Consider the following 17,200-nt stretch of genomic DNA (forward strand, 5'->3'; position numbering starts at 1 on the left):
TTCAGAGCCGGCGAAGACTCATAGAATCTGGTGAAGCCGGACCGAAGTCGCATTTCGGCCCCTTTCAGAACGCGAAAGTCCTTGGTGAACGAAGGTAACGACAAGGTCGGTCAGGAGCCGCCGCGGGTTGTGGCACCCGAAAGCACGACCTGCGACGAGGTTGCTGCGGTCGCGCGGCGCGCGAAGGCTGGGCTTGTCACGATCGTGGTGGCGGTGGCTGTCGCTGTGGTGACGCTGGCGGGCGCGGCTGGCGCTCTGCTGGTCACCGGGATGATTCCGCTCTCGGGCCTGGAGGGCCGCATCTCGGCCGCGATTGCAGAACGGCTCGGTCCTGACTGGCAGGTCGAGGCTGGCAGCGCAGAGCTCAGCCGGATCGACGGGCGTGCCCAGCTCCGGGTCAGGCAGGTTTCGTTCCGTCACCGTAGCGGTGCGGCCTTCCGTGCTCCGGAGGCCGTGCTCGGTTATGTGCCGCTGGCGCTGCTGCGCGGCGAAATCCGGCTGGTGTCGGTCGACCTGCGTGGCGTCAACATGCGCCTCGGCGTCAATCATGACGGCGCATTGATCGTGAATGCGGATGCGGCCCCTCCGGAACCGGTGGTGCAGCCGCCCGCCATTCCAGATGCCAGCCATTGGAACGTCTTTACCAACATCATGGAAGCCGTCGCGACGGTTGCGGCCGGAGACGGTCTTCTCGGCGCGCTCGAAACGGCAGGCATGCGCGGAGCGAGGCTGGCGCTGGTCGATCCCGATGGTCGACAGAGGACCAGTCTCGAGGATGTCGACATCAGATTGTCGCGTGTCGGCAACGGAGTCAGCCGCCTCACGATGAAGGGCCGGACCGGCTCGCGCTGGAAGGAACTCGCTATCGACCTGTCGGCCGATCCGGATGGAACGCGGCGGGCGGAGATCGATGTCGTTCGCTTCGAGCCCGCCGAGGCTGTTGCTCTCGCCGTGGGCACGTCCAGTGTCGCGATCAACGGGCTGCCGATGAAGGGCAAGATCTCCTTGGCTCAGCGCCCGGGCGGCGAAAGCAAGATGTCGGCGCGCTTCGACATCCTTCCTGGCACGATCACGTTTCGCGACAGCCCGGTCGCACCGATCTCGGTCGATACTGCCCATGTCGAGTTGGAGAGCGGAACGGGGCTGGCTGATCTCCGTGTGACCTCGGCGGAGTTCAAGGCTGGTCCGACGGTTCTGCGTGGTTCCGGCAGCTTGCGGGGAGAGAATGGTGTCTGGCGCGTGGGGCTGGATGCCAAGGGACAGATAGCCGGGGTCGGTTCGGATCCGGCGGTCGCCATCGACAGCATTCAGAGCGGCATCGTCCTCGACAGCTCGGCCGGGGAGGTCCGTATCGAGAGTTTCTCACTGCGCGGCCCGCTGATCGCGGTCGACATGACCGGGCTTGTGCAGAAGCGGGGCGAATCGCCCTATCAGCAGTTCTGGATCCGGGCGACGGATTCTGACGCGCGGGCCGCCCTTGCAATCTGGCCGGAGTGGACTGCGCCCCATCTGCACGCTTCGCTGAGCCGGGAGGTGGCCGCAGGCCGTCTCACTGCGGTGGATGTCAAGGTCGACCTGCCGGCAGAAGATCACGCCCGAATGCTGCAAGGTGCAGGCATGCCCGACAAGGCGCTGCTCGTAACGGTGGACGCGACGAATGTACGCTATCTGCCGGGGCCCGGTTTGCCGCCGCTGATCGACGGCACGGTCAGCGGCACCGCGACCGGCCGGACGGTCCAGCTTACCATCCCGAAGGCGACAGCCGATCTGCGTGATGGCCGAAAGCTCGCGTTGAGCGAAGGCAGCTTTGGCATTCTCGATACCTGGGCGCCGCGTCCCCAGGCCAAGATCGGCTTCCGCTCCGTCGGGCCGGCTGACGCGGTTGCGGCACTCTTCACCTTTCCCGCGCTCAAGGAGTTCAATCCCGGAGCAGGCGATCCGGCCTCGATCCGGGGCAGCAGTGACCTGAAGACCGTCATCACCTTGCCGATGGCCGACGATATCCAGCCTTCCGATGTCGTGGTCCAGACCTCCGGCACGCTCTCCAACATTGCCTCGGATACATTGCTCGCCACCGAGAAGCTCGAAGCGGCCAATTTCACGGTCGGGTTCGATCGAACTGGCCTTTCGATCCGGGGCGAAGGCCGCGTCGGCGGCGAACGCGCGCAGATGGAGATCCGCCAGAACACGAAGGGACAGGGCGAGGCGACGCTCGCCTTCACGCTCGACAACGCTGCCCGCCAGAAGCGCGGCTTCGGGCCGGAGCTCGGCGTCAACGGCCCCGTGCAGGTCAAGGTATCGAAACAGCTTGGCAAGGGCGCGGAAATCGCGCCGCGTGTCGAACTCGATCTGACCAAGGCGGCGATCGACGGAGTAATCCCCGGATTCGCCAAGCCCGCCGGGCGCGCGGGGCGGGCGACCTTCAATTACTTGGTCGATGCCGATGGTCCCGATCTCGATGATTTCACGCTCGATGCGTCGCCGGTCCTGATCCGTGGCAAGATCGAGCTCAACAAGCAGAGTGGGTTCGAGGGGGCCAGCCTCTCGCAGTTTCGGATATCCCCAGGCGACAATCTCAAGGTCGAGGCCAAGCGTGACGGAACGGTAACGAAGCTGGTGATCCGCGGGCAGGTTGCCGATGTACGGCCCTTCATTCGTGACCTGCAGGTCGGCGCGGCTCCGACGGCGCGAGGCGACAAGAACGCCGCGCGCGGCAACGATGTCGACGTCGATCTCGACGTGCCGATCCTGACCGGATTCAACAACGAGGCGATCGGCAACGGAGTGCTGAAGTTCTCAAAGCGAAATGGTGACCTGCGCTCCCTGAGTTTCGACGGTCGTATCGGCCGGGCAAGCGTTTCCGCAAGGCAGGCCCGTCAAGGTGAGGGCGCCGGCACACTTGTCCTGCAGTCGGAGAATGGCGGCTCGGTGCTGCGCTTCTTTGACTTCTACCGTCGGGCTCACGGCGGCGATCTGGTGCTGACGCTGGGCCCGGGCGACACGCGCCAAAGCGGAGAGCTGCTCTTCCGCAACTTCGTCGTGCGCGACGAACCGGCGTTGCGGCGGGTCCTCGGAGAGCAGGCAGTGACGGCCCTGTCCGGCGATCGCGTTGGCGGAGCGGGAGGACGCATCGACGCCAGCGAGGTCGCCTTCACCAAGCTGAGGGCAGAATTCACCCGTTCTGCCAGCCGCCTGGATGTCTCGGACATGGTGATCTGGGGTCAGCAGATCGGGTTCACGCTTCAGGGGAATGTCGATTACGGCCGCGACAAGGTCGATATAGGCGGCACCTTCGTGCCGAGCTATGCCTTCAACAACGCCTTCGCGCAGGTGCCGGTCGTCGGAATGATCCTCGGCGGAGGTCAGTATGGCGGCTTGTTCGCCCTGAATTTCCGGATATCGGGATCTGCCAGCGCGCCGACCATGTCGATCAATCCGCTCTCCGCGATTGCGCCCGGCATCCTGCGTCGTTTCGTCGATCCGCTCGGGGGCGCCCCTCTGGAGCGCCCCGCCAGGCTACCGGTCCCTGCGCCGAGCCAGGCCCAGCGCTGAGCCTGGCTCGGCGCCGCGACTTGGTGTCGCGACTTGGGGCGTCTATTCCGGCCGCAGCAGGACGTGCTTCTTGCGGCCGAAGGAGAGCTTGATCACGCCCTCCGGCGAGAGATGGCCTGCCCCGAGCGCCGCGCGCTCATCGGTGACGACCTCGTCATTGACGCGAAGACCACCGGACTTGACCTGCCGGCGGGCTTCGCCGGTCGAGGGCACCAGGCCGGCGGTGACGAAGGCGGTCAGGACGCCGAGACCTGCGTCGAGAGCGGTCCGCGAGACTCCGACACTCGGCAGGTCCTCTGCGAGCGTGCCCTCCTCAAAGGTCCGGCGCGCCGTCTCGAAGGCCGCTTCCGCAGCCTCGCGGCCATGCAGCAATGCGGTGGCCTCCGTCGCGAGTACCTTCTTGGCGTCGTTGATCTCGGAACCGCCGAGGGCTGCCAGACGGGCGATCTCGTCCATCGGGAGCTTGGTGTAGAGCTTCAGGAAGCGCTCGACATCGGCGTCCTCGGTATTGCGCCAGAACTGCCAGAACTCATAGGGGCTCATCAGATCGGCATTGAGCCAGACGGCGCCATTGGCGGTCTTGCCCATCTTGCCGCCCGAGGCCGTCGTCAGCAGCGGCGACGTCAGCGCATAGAGCTGCACATTCGCCATGCGGTGGCCGAGGTCGATGCCATTGATGATATTGCCCCACTGGTCGGAGCCGCCCATCTGCAGCACACAGCCCGTGCGCTTGTTCAGCTCCACGAAGTCGTAGGCCTGCAGGATCATGTAGTTGAATTCGAGGAAGGACAGCGACTGCTCGCGGTCGAGCCGCATCTTCACGCTGTCGAAGGACAGCATGCGGTTGACCGAGAAGTGACGGCCGACATCGCGCAGGAACTCGAGATAGTTGAGCCCGAGCAGCCAGTCGGCATTGTTCAGCATGCTCGCCGCACCGTCGAAGTCGAGATAGCGGGCAAAAACCTTGCGGATACCCGTCAGGTTGCGCTCGATGTCTTCGACCGTCAGCAGCTTGCGCGCCTCGTCCTTGAAGGACGGGTCACCCACCATCGAGGTGCCGCCGCCCATCAGCGCGATTGGCTTGTGGCCGGTCTCCTGCATCCAGTGCAGCATCATGATCTGAATCAGCGAGCCCGCATGAAGAGACGTCGCGGTCGCGTCGAAGCCGATATAGGCGCTGATCGGCCCCTTCAGCGCAGCCGCATCAAGCCCTTCCGGATCGGAGATCTGATGAACATAGCCGCGCTCGGAGAGAACGCGCAGAAGATCGGATTTGAAAGTCGTCATGGCGAAAGCTCGTTTGCATAATGCGACCTCATCTCCGAGGAGCAACCGCGGATTGCGTCCCGAAGGATGTCTCCAGCATGCGCTGGAGCGCCCTTCGGGATGCCGCTTCGCGACTCCCTGGGATGAGGGCTGAATTCAGACCTGTTCCTGTTCGGCCTTGCTGATCTCGGGGCCGACCTTGCGGTCGAGATAGAGGCTGACCGCCTCCATCAGCTGGTCGACGCGACCATCGAAGAAGTGGTTGGCGCCCTCGACCACGGCGTGTTCGATCTGGATGCCCTTCTGGGTCTTCACCTTCTCGATCACGGCCATGACCTCCTTGACCGGCGCCACGCGGTCTTCCGAACCGTGCACGAACAATCCGGAGGAAGGGCAGGGTGCCAGGAAGGAGAAATCATAGCGGTTCGCCATCGCGGCGATCGACATGAAGCCCTCGATCTCCGGGCGGCGCATCAGCAGCTGCATGCCGATCCAGGCGCCGAAGGAGACGCCGGTGATCCAGCAGCTCTTGGCCTCGGGGTTCAGCGCCTGCATCCAGTCCAGCGCAGCGGCGGCGTCCGACAGTTCACCGGCGCCATGGTCGAAATGGCCCTGGCTGCGGCCGACGCCGCGGAAATTGAAGCGCAGCGCCGAAAAGCCCCGGTTCACGAACGTGTAGAACAGATTGTAGACGATCTGGTTGTTCATCGTGCCGCCGAACTGAGGGTGCGGGTGCAGGATGATGGCGAGCGGGGCGCCCTTCTTCTTTGCGGGCTGGTAGCGACCTTCGATCCGTCCGGCCGGTCCGTTGAAAATCACCTCGGGCATATCACACTCGCCTTTTGTTGGGGCAGAGCCGCGCGCAACCGGCAAATCGGCGGCAAACTGCCGTCCAAAATGTCCCGCTGCCCTTGACGGACCTGCCGCTCGCGCCCTACATCAAGCGCTTAGAATAGTTCTAACAGCCGTGAACAAGACCGGAACAAACGAGCGGTTTGCCGTTTTGGCGAACCTGCGGTCCCGGAACACGGCCGGTTGGATGGGCGGCTATAGCACGGCGCAGGGGTGCAATTTCAAGCATTTCGTGCCGGCCAGGCCGCCGCTGGATCGGAGCTTCGCAAACGTGACCGGGTCAGCCCGCAGCTATCTCGACCACAACGCCACCACGCCGGTTCGCCCGGACGTGGCGGAGGCGATGCTGGCCGCGTTGCGCATGCCCGGCAATCCATCCTCCGTCCACGGTGAGGGCAGGCTGGCGCGGGCTGCTGTCGAGAAGGCACGGGAACAGGTCGCACGCCTTTGCGCTGCCAGCCCGGCCAACGTCGTTTTCACCAGCGGCGGCACGGAGGCCAATGCCACGGTGCTTTCGCCGGGGTTGATGGAATGCAGTGGCGGACGCGATTGCATCCGCGTGCCGGGCTCGCTTCTGCTCTATGGGGCGACCGAGCATGCCTGCGTCCGCGACGGTCATCGCTTCGCAGGTGGTGCAGCGGAAACCATCCCGGTCGATGCCACGGGGCTTGCCGATCTGGCCTGGCTCGAGGCGCGGCTGCAGAGATTGGCCAGCGAGCAACCCGGCGCGCGGGCGCTCGTTTCGCTGCATCTTGCAAATAACGAAACCGGCGTCATTCAGCCGATTGCCGAAGCAGCGGTCATTGCCAGGCGTTACGGCGCGCTGCTGCACTGCGACGCGGTTCAGGTCGCCGGCAAAATTTCTATCGATATCAACGCATTGGGCGCAGATGTTCTGGCTCTGTCTGCGCACAAGATCGGCGGTCCGAAGGGAGTTGGCGCCATCGTCCTCCGCAGTGGTGCCTACGAACTCGCCGACAAGCCGGTTCGCGGTGGTGGGCAGGAACGTGGCTGGCGTGCCGGCACAGAAAACGTTCCCGGCATCGTCGGCTTCGGCGTCGCTGCCGAGATCGCCGGCGAGGCCATCGCGACCGAGGCGGCCAGGCTTTCGGATCTCCGCAACATGCTGGAAGCCGGTATCCTGTCCCTCGCACCGGAGACGGTTCTATTCGGTGGCGCTACCCCGCGTCTGCCGAATACCAGCGCCTTCGCGACGCCGGGGATCAAGGCGGAAACGGCGTTGATCATGCTGGATCTCGCTGGCATAGCGCTCTCGTCCGGCTCGGCCTGCTCCTCGGGCAAGGTCAAGCGCTCGCATGTCCTGGATGCCATGGGCGTCGACCCTGTCATGAGTGCAGGGGCCTTGCGGGCGAGCCTGGGATGGACCACTTCCGAGGCCGATATCGCTCATTTCCTTGCGGCATACGCGAAGGCGCTTGCCGCGAAAACCGGTCGGGAGAGGCAGGCGGCGGCCTGACTGTTCCGGCGACTATCTTGAAAGAACCGGCGGGCCTTGAACCCGCGACTGGAGACTGAATATGGCAGCGGTCCAGGAGACCATTGATCAGGTCAAGTCGATTGACGTGACCGAGTACAAATACGGCTTCGTCACCGAGATCGAAGTCGATAAGCCCGCCAAGGGGCTGACCGAAGACACGGTCCGCTACATCTCGGCGCGCAAGAACGAGCCGGCATGGATGCTGGAATGGCGGCTGGATGCCTTCCGGCGCTGGAAGACGATGACGGAGCCAACCTGGTCGCGCGTCAACTACCCGCCGATCGATTATCAGAACATCTATTACTACGCCGCGCCGAAGATGGGCGCGCAGCCGAAATCGCTCGACGAGGTCGATCCGGCGATCCTTGAGACCTATAAGAAGCTCGGTATTCCGCTCCGTGAGCAGGAGATTCTCGCTGGCGTCGCGCCGGAGAACCGCGTTGCGGTCGATGCCGTCTTCGACTCCGTTTCGGTTGTCACCACCTTCAAGAAGGAGTTGGCCGAGGCCGGCGTGATCTTCTGCTCGATCTCCGAGGCGATCCAGGAGCATCCCGAGCTCGTCAAGAAGTACCTCGCCACCGTCGTTCCGGTGACCGACAACTACTTCGCCACGCTGAACAGCGCGGTCTTCACCGATGGCTCCTTCGTCTACATCCCCAAGGGCGTGCGCTGCCCGATGGAGCTGTCGACCTATTTCCGCATCAACGAGCAGAACACCGGCCAGTTCGAGCGCACGCTGATCATCGCCGAAGAGGGCTCCTATGTGAGCTATCTCGAAGGCTGCACGGCGCCGAAGCGCGACGAGAACCAGCTCCACGCGGCGGTGGTCGAGCTGATCGCGCTCGATGATGCCGAGATCAAGTACTCGACCGTGCAGAACTGGTTCCCCGGCGATGCCGAGGGCAAGGGCGGCATCTACAACTTCGTCACCAAGCGCGGCGATTGCCGTGGCAAGAACTCGAAGATCTCGTGGACGCAGGTCGAGACCGGCTCCGCCATCACCTGGAAATACCCGTCCTGCATCCTGCGCGGCGACGGCTCGCGCGGCGAGTTCTACTCGATCGCCGTGTCGAACGGCATGCAGCAGGTCGATAGCGGCACCAAGATGATCCATCTCGGCCGCAACACGACCTCGAAGATCATCGCCAAGGGCATCGCGGCGGGAAAGTCGGACTCGACCTATCGCGGCATGGTCTCGGCGCATCGCAAGGCGACGGGCGCGCGCAACTTCACCAACTGCGATTCGCTGCTGATCGGCGACCAGTGCGGCGCGCACACGATCCCCTATATCGAGGCCAAGACCGCCACCGCGATCTTCGAGCATGAGGCTACGACCTCGAAGATCGGTGAGGACCAGCTCTTCTATTGCCAGCAGCGCGGCCTCTCCGAGGAGGAGGCGGTGGCGCTGATCGTCAACGGCTTCGTCAAGGAGGTGCTGCAGCAACTCCCGATGGAGTTCGCCGTCGAGGCGCAGAAGCTCATCACTATCTCGCTCGAAGGCTCCGTCGGCTAGCGCGACATCATGGTCTGGCATGTCCAGACCAGCCACGCCCTTCTTGAACAGACACCAGCCGCGGATGCTTGGCACAAGACCGAGCGCGACGCGGCAGAAACCGGAACTCTGACCAATGCTCGAAATCCGCAACCTGACCGTCAAGATCGCCGACGAGGACACCCAGATCCTGAACGGCCTGAACCTCACCGTGAATGACGGCGAAGTCGCTGCCATCATGGGGCCGAACGGCTCCGGCAAGTCGACCCTGTCCTATGTCATCGCCGGCAAGGAGGACTATGAGGTCCTCGACGGCGAGATCCTGCTGAATGGCGAGAACGTGCTGGAGATGGAGGCCGATGCCCGCGCCGCCGCCGGCATCTTCCTGGCCTTCCAGTATCCGCTGGAGATCCCCGGCGTCGCCACCATGACCTTCCTGAAGGCGGCGATGAACGCGCAGCGCAGGGCTCGCGGCGAGGACGAACTGCTGACGCCAGACTTCATCAAGCGCGTCAACGCTGCAGCTGATGGCCTTGGCATCAATCGCGAAATGCTGCGCCGCCCGCTCAATGTCGGCTTCTCCGGCGGTGAGAAGAAGCGCATGGAGATCCTGCAGATGGCGCTGCTCGCGCCCTCCATGTGCATCCTTGACGAGACCGATTCCGGCCTAGACATCGACGCGCTGCGCATCGTTGCCGAAGGCGTCAATGCCTTGCGCGACAAGAGCCGCGGCTTCCTGGTGATCACCCACTACCAGCGCCTGCTCGAGCACATCGTGCCCGACACCGTGCATGTCATGGCCAGGGGCCGCATCGTCCGCACCGGCGGCAAGGAACTGGCCCTGGAGCTCGAGAAGAGCGGTTACGCAGCCTATGGGGAGGCCGCCTGATGGCCATCGTCACCCCGCTGAAGACCGCGGCCGAGCAGGTCCTCGCCCAGCAGTTCGCCAATGTGAAGGCTGAGCTGCCGGGAGCCGGGCCGGTTCGCAAGCTGCGCGAAGATGCCTTCGCCGGCTTCGAGGCCAAGGGCCTGCCGCATCGCCGCCTCGAAGCCTGGCGCTATACGGATCTGCGCATGATGCTGCGCGAGGCGAAGCCTCTCGCCGGCGGCAATGCTGCAACCCAGGCCGTGCGCGACCGTCTTTCCACGCTGAAGCTGGACGGTCTCAGGCTCGTCCTGATCGACGGCGCCTTCAATGCCGAGCTTTCGGGCCTCGCTGCCTTGCCCGAGGGCGTCACGGTTCATGCCCTGGCCGACGCGCTGGTTTCGCCGCGCGAGGATCTGACGCGGATCCTCTCCGGTCCCGCCGTCGCGGAAGGCGATACCGGCCTGATGCTCAACACGGCGTTGATGCGTGACGGTGTCCTGGTCGAGATCGCGGAAGGCACCGAACTCGCGGCGCCGATCGCGATCATCTCGCTCGCCTCCGGCGAAGACGAGCAGGCGATCTTCAGCCGCTCGGTCGTGCTTGCCGGCAAGGGCGTCAAGGGCTCGATCGTCGAGATCAGCGAGAGCGCCGGGGCGAAAGCTGCGCAAATCAACACGGCGATCGTCTTCGAAGCCGGCGACGAAAGCGAGATCCAGCACATCCGGCTCGTGACGCGCCAGCCGGCCGAGACAGTGCAGGTGCTGAGTCTGCTCGCGACTGTTGGCGCCCATGCCAGGTTCGACTCCTTCGCGTTGATCTGCAATGCGGGCACGGTGCGTCAGCAGCATTTCGTGCGTTATGCCGGAGAGCACACTGAGGTCGGGCTACGCGGCGTCAACCTGCTCGGTGGCCAGGAGCATTCCGACGTCACGCTCGTGGTCGACCATGAAGTCCCTCACGGCACCAGCCGCGAGCTGTTCAAGTCGATCATTGGCGGCGAAGGCACCGGCGTCTTCCAGGGCAAGGTCATCGTGCGTCAGCATGCGCAGAAGACCGATGGCAGCATGAAGAGCAATGCGCTGCTCCTGAACGACGGCGCGACCATGTTCAACAAGCCCGAGCTCGAGATCTTCGCCGACGACGTGGTCTGCGGCCATGGCGCCACCGTGGCGCAGATCGATGGCGAGCAGCTGTTCTATCTGATGGCGCGCGGCCTGCCGCGGCCTCAGGCCGAGGCGCTGGTTCTGCAGGCCTTTGCCGGCGAGGCGGTCGAGTTCGTTGCCGACGAGGCGTTGCGCGACCTGATCATGGGCGAAGTCGAAGGTTGGCTCGCCAACCGCGAGCACACAGCCGAGAAGGCAGCCTGATGCCATACGTCAATCTCCAGATCACCAAGGGTGCGACCCGTGAACAGAAGGCCGAGATCGTCAAGGAGTTCACGCAGACCCTTGTCCGCGTGCTCGGCAAGAACCCGGACAACACCCATATCGTGATCCAGGAGATCGAGCGCGAGGACTGGGGCCATGCCGGCGTGCTCGTCGCCGACAGGCCAAGCAATCCTGGAAAGGCCTGACCATGAATGCGCCGGTGAAGCCTTATGACGTTGCGGCGATCCGCCGGGATTTCCCGATCCTGAGCCGGGAGGTCTACGGCAAGCCGCTGGTCTATCTCGACAATGCGGCCTCGGCGCAAAAGCCGAATGTCGTCATCGATGCGATGAGCCGGCTGATGCGCGAGGACTATGCCAATGTCCATCGCGGGCTGCACTACCTCGCCAACGCGTCGACTGAGGCCTATGAGGCGGCGCGCGAAAGCGCGCGCCGCTTCCTCAATGCCGCCCATCTCGAAGAGATCATCTTCACCCGGTCCTCGACCGGCGCGCTGAATCTCGTTGCCTCGTCTCTCGGGCGCCATCTCGGCATCCAGGAGGGCGACGAGATCATTCTCTCGATCCTGGAGCACCATTCCAACATCGTGCCCTGGCACTATTGGCGCGAGCGGCATGGGGCGGTGATCAAATGGGCGCCGATCGACGAGGACGGCAATTTCCTCATCGAGGAATTCGAGAAGCTGATCTCGCCGCGCACCAAGATCGTGGCACTGACCCATATGTCGAATGCGATCGGCACGATCGTTCCGATCGCCGAGGTTGCTGCCATCTGTCAGGCCTATCGGATTCCGCTGGTCGTGGATGGCAGCCAGAGCGCGGTGCATCTGCCGGTCGACGTGCAGACCCTCGGCTGCGATTTCTACTGCTTCACCGGCCACAAGACCTATGGACCGACTGGCTCCGGCGTCCTCTGGGGCAAGCGCGAATGGCTGGAAAAGCTGCCCCCCTATGAGGGCGGCGGCGAGATGATCGTCACCGTCAGCGAGGACGCGATCACCTATAACGACCCTCCGCATCGCTTCGAGGCGGGGACGCCGGCGATCGTCGAGGCCGTGGGGCTTGGTGCCGCGCTCGACTACATGATGGCGCTGGGGCGCGAGAATATCGCCGCCCACGAGGCCAAGCTCACCAGCTATGCCATGCAGCGGCTCGGCGAGATGAACTCGATCCGGATATTCGGCAGGGCTGCGAACAAGGGTGCGATCGTCTCCTTCGAGTTGAAGGGCGCGCATGCGCATGACGTTGCGACCGTGATCGACCGCGCAGGTGTCGCAGTCAGGGCCGGTACCCATTGCGCGATGCCGCTTCTGGCCCGATATGGAGTGACGTCGACCTGCAGGGCTTCTTTCGGCCTCTACAATACGCTGGAAGAAGTCGACCATCTGGTCGAGGCGTTGCGGAAGGCCGAGAGCCTTTTCGCCTGAACGGGATTGTTGTGATGAGTGAGAGCGCCACCGAAGAGCTGAAGCCGAACGCCCCCAGCATGGGCGCGAGCTCGGGCCTGCCGCCGGAGGAGATCGATCGTCTCACCGACGATATCGTTGCAGCGCTGAAGACGGTCTACGATCCGGAGATTCCGGCTGACATCTATGAGCTCGGCCTGATCTACCGGGTCGATATCGCCGATGACCGCCAGGTCGCGATCGACATGACTCTGACCGCGCCAGGGTGCCCGGTTGCCGGCGAGATGCCCGGCTGGGTCGAGAACGCGGTGAGCGCCGTGCCCGGCGTCGCTGCGGTGACGGTGAGCATGACCTTCGATCCGCCCTGGGACCAGTCCCGGATGTCGGACGAGGCCAGAGTAGCGCTCGACATGTGGTGACAAGGGCAGGCGGGCTTCCGTGCGGGGACAGCGCAGGACGAACGAGCGGGAGCTCGCGATCGCGCGGCGCGCATATGCCCGGCAGATGCTCGCCAGCGTCGGCGTCGCCGATAATCCTGCGCTCGAGAGCGCCTTTGCGGCAGTCGCGCGCGAGTGCTTCATCGGCCCGCCGCCATGGCATATGTCGCGCGGCGGCAGCTATGCGATCCTGACATCCAGTGATCCGACCGTCGTCTATCAGGATGTCCTGATCGCCTTGGCGCCGGAGCGCGGCGTCAACAACGGCAGCCCAAGCCTGCATGCCCATTGGCTGAATGCGCTGAGGCCGCGTGCGGGCGAGCGCGTCGTCCATATCGGTGCTGGCACCGGATATTATACGGCAATCCTGGCGCAGCTTGTCGGCCCCGCGGGACAGGTGCTGGCGGTCGAGTACGATCCGGTCTTGGCCGAGCGTGCCGCCGCCAATCTGTCGGACCAGCCCTCGGTCACGGTCGTCAAGGGCGACGGCGCCGAATGGCCGCGCGAGCCGGTCGATTGCATCTACGTCAATTTCGCCGCCGCCCGCCCTGCCGAGGCATGGCTCGATCGCCTCGCGCCCGGTGGCCGGCTGATCTTTCCGCTTGGCGTGCCCGGGCCGGTCGATGCAAGGGGCAGGAGAGGGCGACATTCCTTTCGCGGTGCGGGCTATCTGGTTGAACCTCAGGGCGAGGGCTTCAGCGTCTCCTGGCTCGGAATGGCATCCTTCGTCTGCGCTGAAGGCGCCCTTGCCGGGACGCCGGCCGAGCAGGCGGCCCTGTGGGCGGCCTTTGGCGGCGGAGATGCGGAATTCGTGCGCAGCCTCAGGCGCGGCGACGAAAAATCCTCTGCGCGGCTCTGGCTGCAGGGCAATGGCTGGAGCCTGAGCTACGACACCGCCACGAAGGAGCACTGATCTCCGCCGAGCTAAAGCTCTGCGAGCATCGCTGCCTTGGCAGCGCAGATGCGCTCCTCATTGCGCCGGTAGAAGGTCCATTGCCTGATCCGCCTCGGCGTCACCAGCCGTGCCCGCACGAGAACCTTCATGTGTTCGCTCAGCGTCGGCTGGCTGATACCGAGCTTCTCGGCGATGAAGACCCCGCAAACCCCATCCTCGACCAGATCTCCGTCGACCTGTGGCGGAAAATGCGCGCGCGGATCCTTCAGCCAATCCAGGATCTGGAGGCGGCGCTCATTGGCGAGCGCGCGGAACAGGTCAGCCGGGTTCATTCTGGCACTTTGCCAAATCCCTAATTCATGGCAAGAGGAATCCCTCTGAGCCATCGGATTCCAGCGTCGATCGGAGCCGCCATGCCGTCCTACCCCTTCGAAACCGTCGATGTCTTCACGGACCGTCGCTTTGGCGGAAATCCGCTGGCCGTCTTCACCGATGCGCGCGGCATGTCGGACGCGCAGATGCAGTCCTTGGCCGCGGAGATGAATCTCAGCGAGACGACCTTCGTGCTGCCGCCAGACGATCTGGCTCATACCGCACGTGTCCGCATCTTCCACCGCACCGGCGAAATGCCCTTTGCGGGCCATCCCAACGTGGGTACGGCCTGTGTGCTGGCGCGGCATGGCCACGACCGCGATGGCGTGCTTCTTTTCGAGGAAATCGCGGGCCTCGTCGAGGTGAAGGTTGAGCGAGATCCCAATGGCACGGTGACGGGCGCCACGATCGCTGCGCCGCAGCCGCTCTCGACAGGCATCACGCTCCCCGTTGCCGGGATTGCCGCCTGTGCCGGTCTGAACCCCTCGGATGTGGTGGTCGTGTCGCACCAGCCGCTCCAAGCCTCGGTCGGCGTGCGCTTCGTGCTGACCGAAGTGAAGGCGGAGGCTCTGTCACGGGCCGTTCCCGATCTCGCATCGTTCCGGGCGCTTGAAGCAGCGCACCCGGAGCTGGAGAAGCGGTTATCGCTCTTCCTCTATGTGCGTAATGGGCAGAGCATCCGCGCCCGCATGTTTGCGCCATTGGCCGGTACATGGGAGGACCCGGCAACGGGTTCGGCGAGTGCCACGCTGGCAGCGTTGCTGCTATCGCTTGGTGATGGCGAGAGTGCACGCTTCGAACTCACCCAGGGCGTCGAGATGGGGCGCCCGAGTCTGCTGCAATTGACGGCGCGGCGCAGTGAGGACGGCATCCGCGCGACCGTCGGCGGCGGATGCGTACCGGTGCTGCGCGGCGAGGCGCAGCTTTAGATCATCGGACCGGATCTCGTATCCGGTCCGATGGCCTCATCTCCTGTGTTCGCGTCGGCTTTTCCGAAAATCACGATCCACGTTTGGGGCCGACGCCTTAGATCATCGGACCGGATATCGTATCCAGTCCGATGATCTAACCCTTTGTCTTTGCATCGGCTTTCCCGAAAACCGCAATCCACTTTTCGGGCCGATACTTTAGCCGTTCAACCCCAATTGCTGGCGCAGCGTCTTTGTCAGTTTGAGCGCAATCAGACGATGGCTTTCGCGGAGATAATCCCGAAGCGCATCGTCGGCCATGCTCTCATCGGATTGCCGCTGGATCCAGGTCATTCCCCGTGAGGCGAGATAGGGGGCAGGCCGCAGGCCGGGCTGCTCCTGGAGGATGGTGTAGGCCATATCCGAGCATTTGAAGGTGACGGCCAGCGGCTTGCCGCCGCTCCAGCCGGCAATGGCAAAAACCTTGCCGCCGACCTTCCAGACATGGGCGCCGCCCCATTGCACGACATGGCTCGTCGCTGGCAACGAGGCGCAGAACGCGTTGTAGTCATCAAGCGTCATTGGCGCCCCCGTGCTCCCATTGCGAGCCTGAGCGCTCAGTACTGCTCTGCATCAATCCCGTAGCGCGCCGCTGCCCCCTTGATCTGCGACCAGGTCTCATCGTCAAGGGGAATGCCGGCGCGAGCGCGCTCGGCGCGGACCGCGCGCTCCTTGTCGCCCGGCGCCAGCACGGGATTGGCCGGGTCCTGCGGCTTCGCGGCGCGAACAAACGCGAGATAGCTCTCGGTCCGGCTCTTGCGGAGCGCGGCGTCCGGCTCCAGCCGCGACGGGTCGATCAGCACGCCGAACAGCGAATTGATGATCCAGCTCCTCTGTGGCTTTTCGTCGATACGGGCAGCGCCCATCAGTCCGGCTGAGAGCAGTTCGGCAATCAGCGACAGGCCGGCGCCCTTGTGATCGCCGAAGGGCAGCAACGCGCCGAGCGGCAGGTCCGGAATGGCGTGCTGGAAGACATGGGAGGGATCGGTCGTTGGCCTGCCCTCGCCATCGATGATGTAGCCCGGAGGCACCTCAACGCCCTTGTTCAGCGCGACGCGAGCCTTGCCATGCGCCATGCGGCTGGTGGCGAAATCCAGGATGATCGGCTGACCATCAGGCACGGGAATGCCGATGGCGTGCGGATTGGTGCCGAAACGGGCTTCCTTGGCGGCATAGGGCGCGACGATCGGCGGGCGGCCGGCGACATTCACCCAGAAGAACGAGATCAGCCCGGCTTCCGCGGCGATCTCGGCATAGTGGCCGATGCGGCCGATATGGTGCGCGTCCAGCAGATTGACGATGGCGACGCCACCGTCTTGCGCCATCTTGGCTGCGCGTTCGACCGCCTCGCGCGCGGTGGGCTGCCCGAGCGCGACCTGGCCGTCGATGATCAGGAAGGGAGCGCTGTCGAGTTTCGTGACGGGCGCTGCGTCCGGTTTCAGGTTCCCGTCCGCCAGCGAGGTGAAATAGAGCGGGATCATGCCGACACCATGGCTGTCATGGCCGCTCAGATTGGCGAGCACGAGATGGTGTGCCGTCTCCTGTGCCTGCGCCTCCGTCCAGCCGGCCCTTGTGACCATCTCGCGGACGAGGGCATGGAGCGATTCCGGGCGGTGCAGGCGATAGGTCATGTGTGTTCGAGCCGCTTCTGGTGAGAATGTCACAGTGCATGCCCCGGTCCGTCATGCAATGCGCGCAATGAAATGGCGCCGTTGCGCCGCAACACCTCGACGTTGCGCTTACCGATCCTTATGTAGGACATGCAATCCTGTTTCATCGGGCCTTGAACCCGATCGAGGAGGGACGAGGATGTTTTCAATTCCGGGCCTGAAGGTGGTGTCGCTGACCGACGCCGCTGCGACGCGTATCCGCGAGATCATGGCGCAATCGGCGCTCGACAATCCGGACGCGCCGGCGCTCGGCCTTCGTGTCGGCGTCAAGAAGGGCGGCTGCGCGGGGATGGAGTACACCTTCGAGGTCGCCCGTGAGGCGCATAAGGGCGACGAGGTCGTCACCGAGAAGGATGCGACCGTGGTCGTCGATGGCAAGGCTGTGCTCTTTCTGCTCGGCACCGAGCTGGATTTCAGGAGCGACCGCTTCTCCTCGACCTTCGTCTTCAACAACCCGAACCAGGTTTCCGCCTGTGGCTGCGGCGAATCGGTCGAGATCAAGCCCCACGCCGAAACGGCGCTTACCGGCTCCTGATC

General features: G+C 64.4%; 16 protein-coding genes. 11 read left to right on the top strand and 5 right to left on the bottom strand.

The genetic code is table 11. The features are described 5' to 3' along the window. The first annotated feature begins 84 nt into the window (after positions 1-84). Entirely contained in the window at positions 85-3,552 is a 3,468-nt protein-coding gene (locus AC1DGP_RS17305; RefSeq protein ID WP_476832330.1) for a hypothetical protein, read from the top strand. 42 nt (positions 3,553-3,594) lie between these two features. Here AC1DGP_RS17305 and tyrS read toward each other — a convergent pair whose 3' ends face one another. Both tyrS and AC1DGP_RS17315 read right to left on the bottom strand, forming a co-directional pair. Next, complete coding sequence (gene tyrS / locus AC1DGP_RS17310; RefSeq protein WP_441491793.1) at positions 3,595-4,839, bottom strand: tyrosine--tRNA ligase; 1,245 nt, start codon at positions 4,837-4,839, stop codon at positions 3,595-3,597. Between the two features lie 135 nt (positions 4,840-4,974). Continuing rightward, a complete protein-coding gene (locus AC1DGP_RS17315) occupies positions 4,975-5,646 on the bottom strand; it encodes an alpha/beta hydrolase (RefSeq protein ID WP_113515436.1) in 672 nt (223 codons plus the stop codon). A 295-nt stretch (positions 5,647-5,941) separates the two neighbouring features. Between AC1DGP_RS17315 and AC1DGP_RS17320 the strand changes: the two genes are divergently transcribed. From AC1DGP_RS17320 to AC1DGP_RS17355, 8 genes are all read left to right on the top strand, one after another. After that, positions 5,942-7,147, top strand: coding sequence for a cysteine desulfurase family protein (locus tag AC1DGP_RS17320; protein WP_441491792.1), 1,206 nt, complete (start codon positions 5,942-5,944; stop codon positions 7,145-7,147). A gap of 61 nt (positions 7,148-7,208) precedes the next feature. Next, positions 7,209-8,681 (top strand): Fe-S cluster assembly protein SufB, encoded by a 1,473-nt coding sequence (gene sufB, locus AC1DGP_RS17325; RefSeq protein WP_441491791.1) that lies wholly within the window; start codon positions 7,209-7,211, stop codon positions 8,679-8,681. A 115-nt stretch (positions 8,682-8,796) separates the two neighbouring features. After that, positions 8,797-9,549 carry a Fe-S cluster assembly ATPase SufC gene (sufC, locus tag AC1DGP_RS17330; RefSeq protein ID WP_441491790.1) on the top strand — a complete coding sequence of 251 codons (753 nt, stop codon included), beginning with the start codon at positions 8,797-8,799 and terminating at the stop codon, positions 9,547-9,549. Continuing rightward, on the top strand, positions 9,549-10,895 hold the full coding sequence (gene sufD / locus AC1DGP_RS17335) for a Fe-S cluster assembly protein SufD (protein WP_441491789.1): 1,347 nt from the start codon (positions 9,549-9,551) through the stop codon (positions 10,893-10,895). The genes sufC and sufD overlap by 1 nt, the downstream gene beginning before the upstream one ends. Further along, complete coding sequence (locus tag AC1DGP_RS17340; RefSeq protein ID WP_069880753.1) at positions 10,895-11,101, top strand: tautomerase family protein; 207 nt, start codon at positions 10,895-10,897, stop codon at positions 11,099-11,101. Before sufD ends, AC1DGP_RS17340 begins: the two co-directional genes overlap by 1 nt. A 2-nt stretch (positions 11,102-11,103) precedes the next feature. Beyond that, positions 11,104-12,342 carry a cysteine desulfurase gene (locus tag AC1DGP_RS17345; protein ID WP_441491788.1) on the top strand — a complete coding sequence of 413 codons (1,239 nt, stop codon included), beginning with the start codon at positions 11,104-11,106 and terminating at the stop codon, positions 12,340-12,342. 14 nt (positions 12,343-12,356) lie between these two features. Further along, positions 12,357-12,740 carry an SUF system Fe-S cluster assembly protein gene (locus AC1DGP_RS17350; RefSeq protein ID WP_441491787.1) on the top strand — a complete coding sequence of 128 codons (384 nt, stop codon included), beginning with the start codon at positions 12,357-12,359 and terminating at the stop codon, positions 12,738-12,740. 19 nt (positions 12,741-12,759) lie between these two features. After that, positions 12,760-13,671: a protein-L-isoaspartate O-methyltransferase family protein gene (locus AC1DGP_RS17355; RefSeq protein WP_476832331.1), complete on the top strand. Its 912-nt coding sequence runs from the start codon at positions 12,760-12,762 to the stop codon at positions 13,669-13,671. Between the two features lie 11 nt (positions 13,672-13,682). Here AC1DGP_RS17355 and AC1DGP_RS17360 read toward each other — a convergent pair whose 3' ends face one another. After that, a complete protein-coding gene (locus tag AC1DGP_RS17360) occupies positions 13,683-13,985 on the bottom strand; it encodes an ArsR/SmtB family transcription factor (protein ID WP_441491785.1) in 303 nt (100 codons plus the stop codon). An 81-nt stretch (positions 13,986-14,066) separates the two neighbouring features. Here AC1DGP_RS17360 and AC1DGP_RS17365 point away from each other — a divergent pair, with 81 nt between their 5' ends. After that, a complete protein-coding gene (locus AC1DGP_RS17365) occupies positions 14,067-14,954 on the top strand; it encodes a PhzF family phenazine biosynthesis protein (protein WP_441491784.1) in 888 nt (295 codons plus the stop codon). Between the two features lie 198 nt (positions 14,955-15,152). On the opposite strand, the gene AC1DGP_RS17370 is transcribed toward AC1DGP_RS17365, so the two are convergent. After that, positions 15,153-15,515 carry an MmcQ/YjbR family DNA-binding protein gene (locus AC1DGP_RS17370; protein WP_441491783.1) on the bottom strand — a complete coding sequence of 121 codons (363 nt, stop codon included), beginning with the start codon at positions 15,513-15,515 and terminating at the stop codon, positions 15,153-15,155. Positions 15,516-15,550: 35 nt separating this feature from the next. Beyond that, on the bottom strand, positions 15,551-16,624 hold the full coding sequence (locus tag AC1DGP_RS17375; protein WP_441491782.1) for a malate/lactate/ureidoglycolate dehydrogenase: 1,074 nt from the start codon (positions 16,622-16,624) through the stop codon (positions 15,551-15,553). 178 nt (positions 16,625-16,802) lie between these two features. On the opposite strand from AC1DGP_RS17375, the gene AC1DGP_RS17380 reads away from it, so the two are divergent. After that, entirely contained in the window at positions 16,803-17,198 is a 396-nt protein-coding gene (locus AC1DGP_RS17380; RefSeq protein WP_441491781.1) for a HesB/IscA family protein, read from the top strand. Positions 17,199-17,200: the final 2 nt, after the last annotated feature.

It is taken from the genome of Allobosea sp. 05T433 (assembly GCF_056396065.1).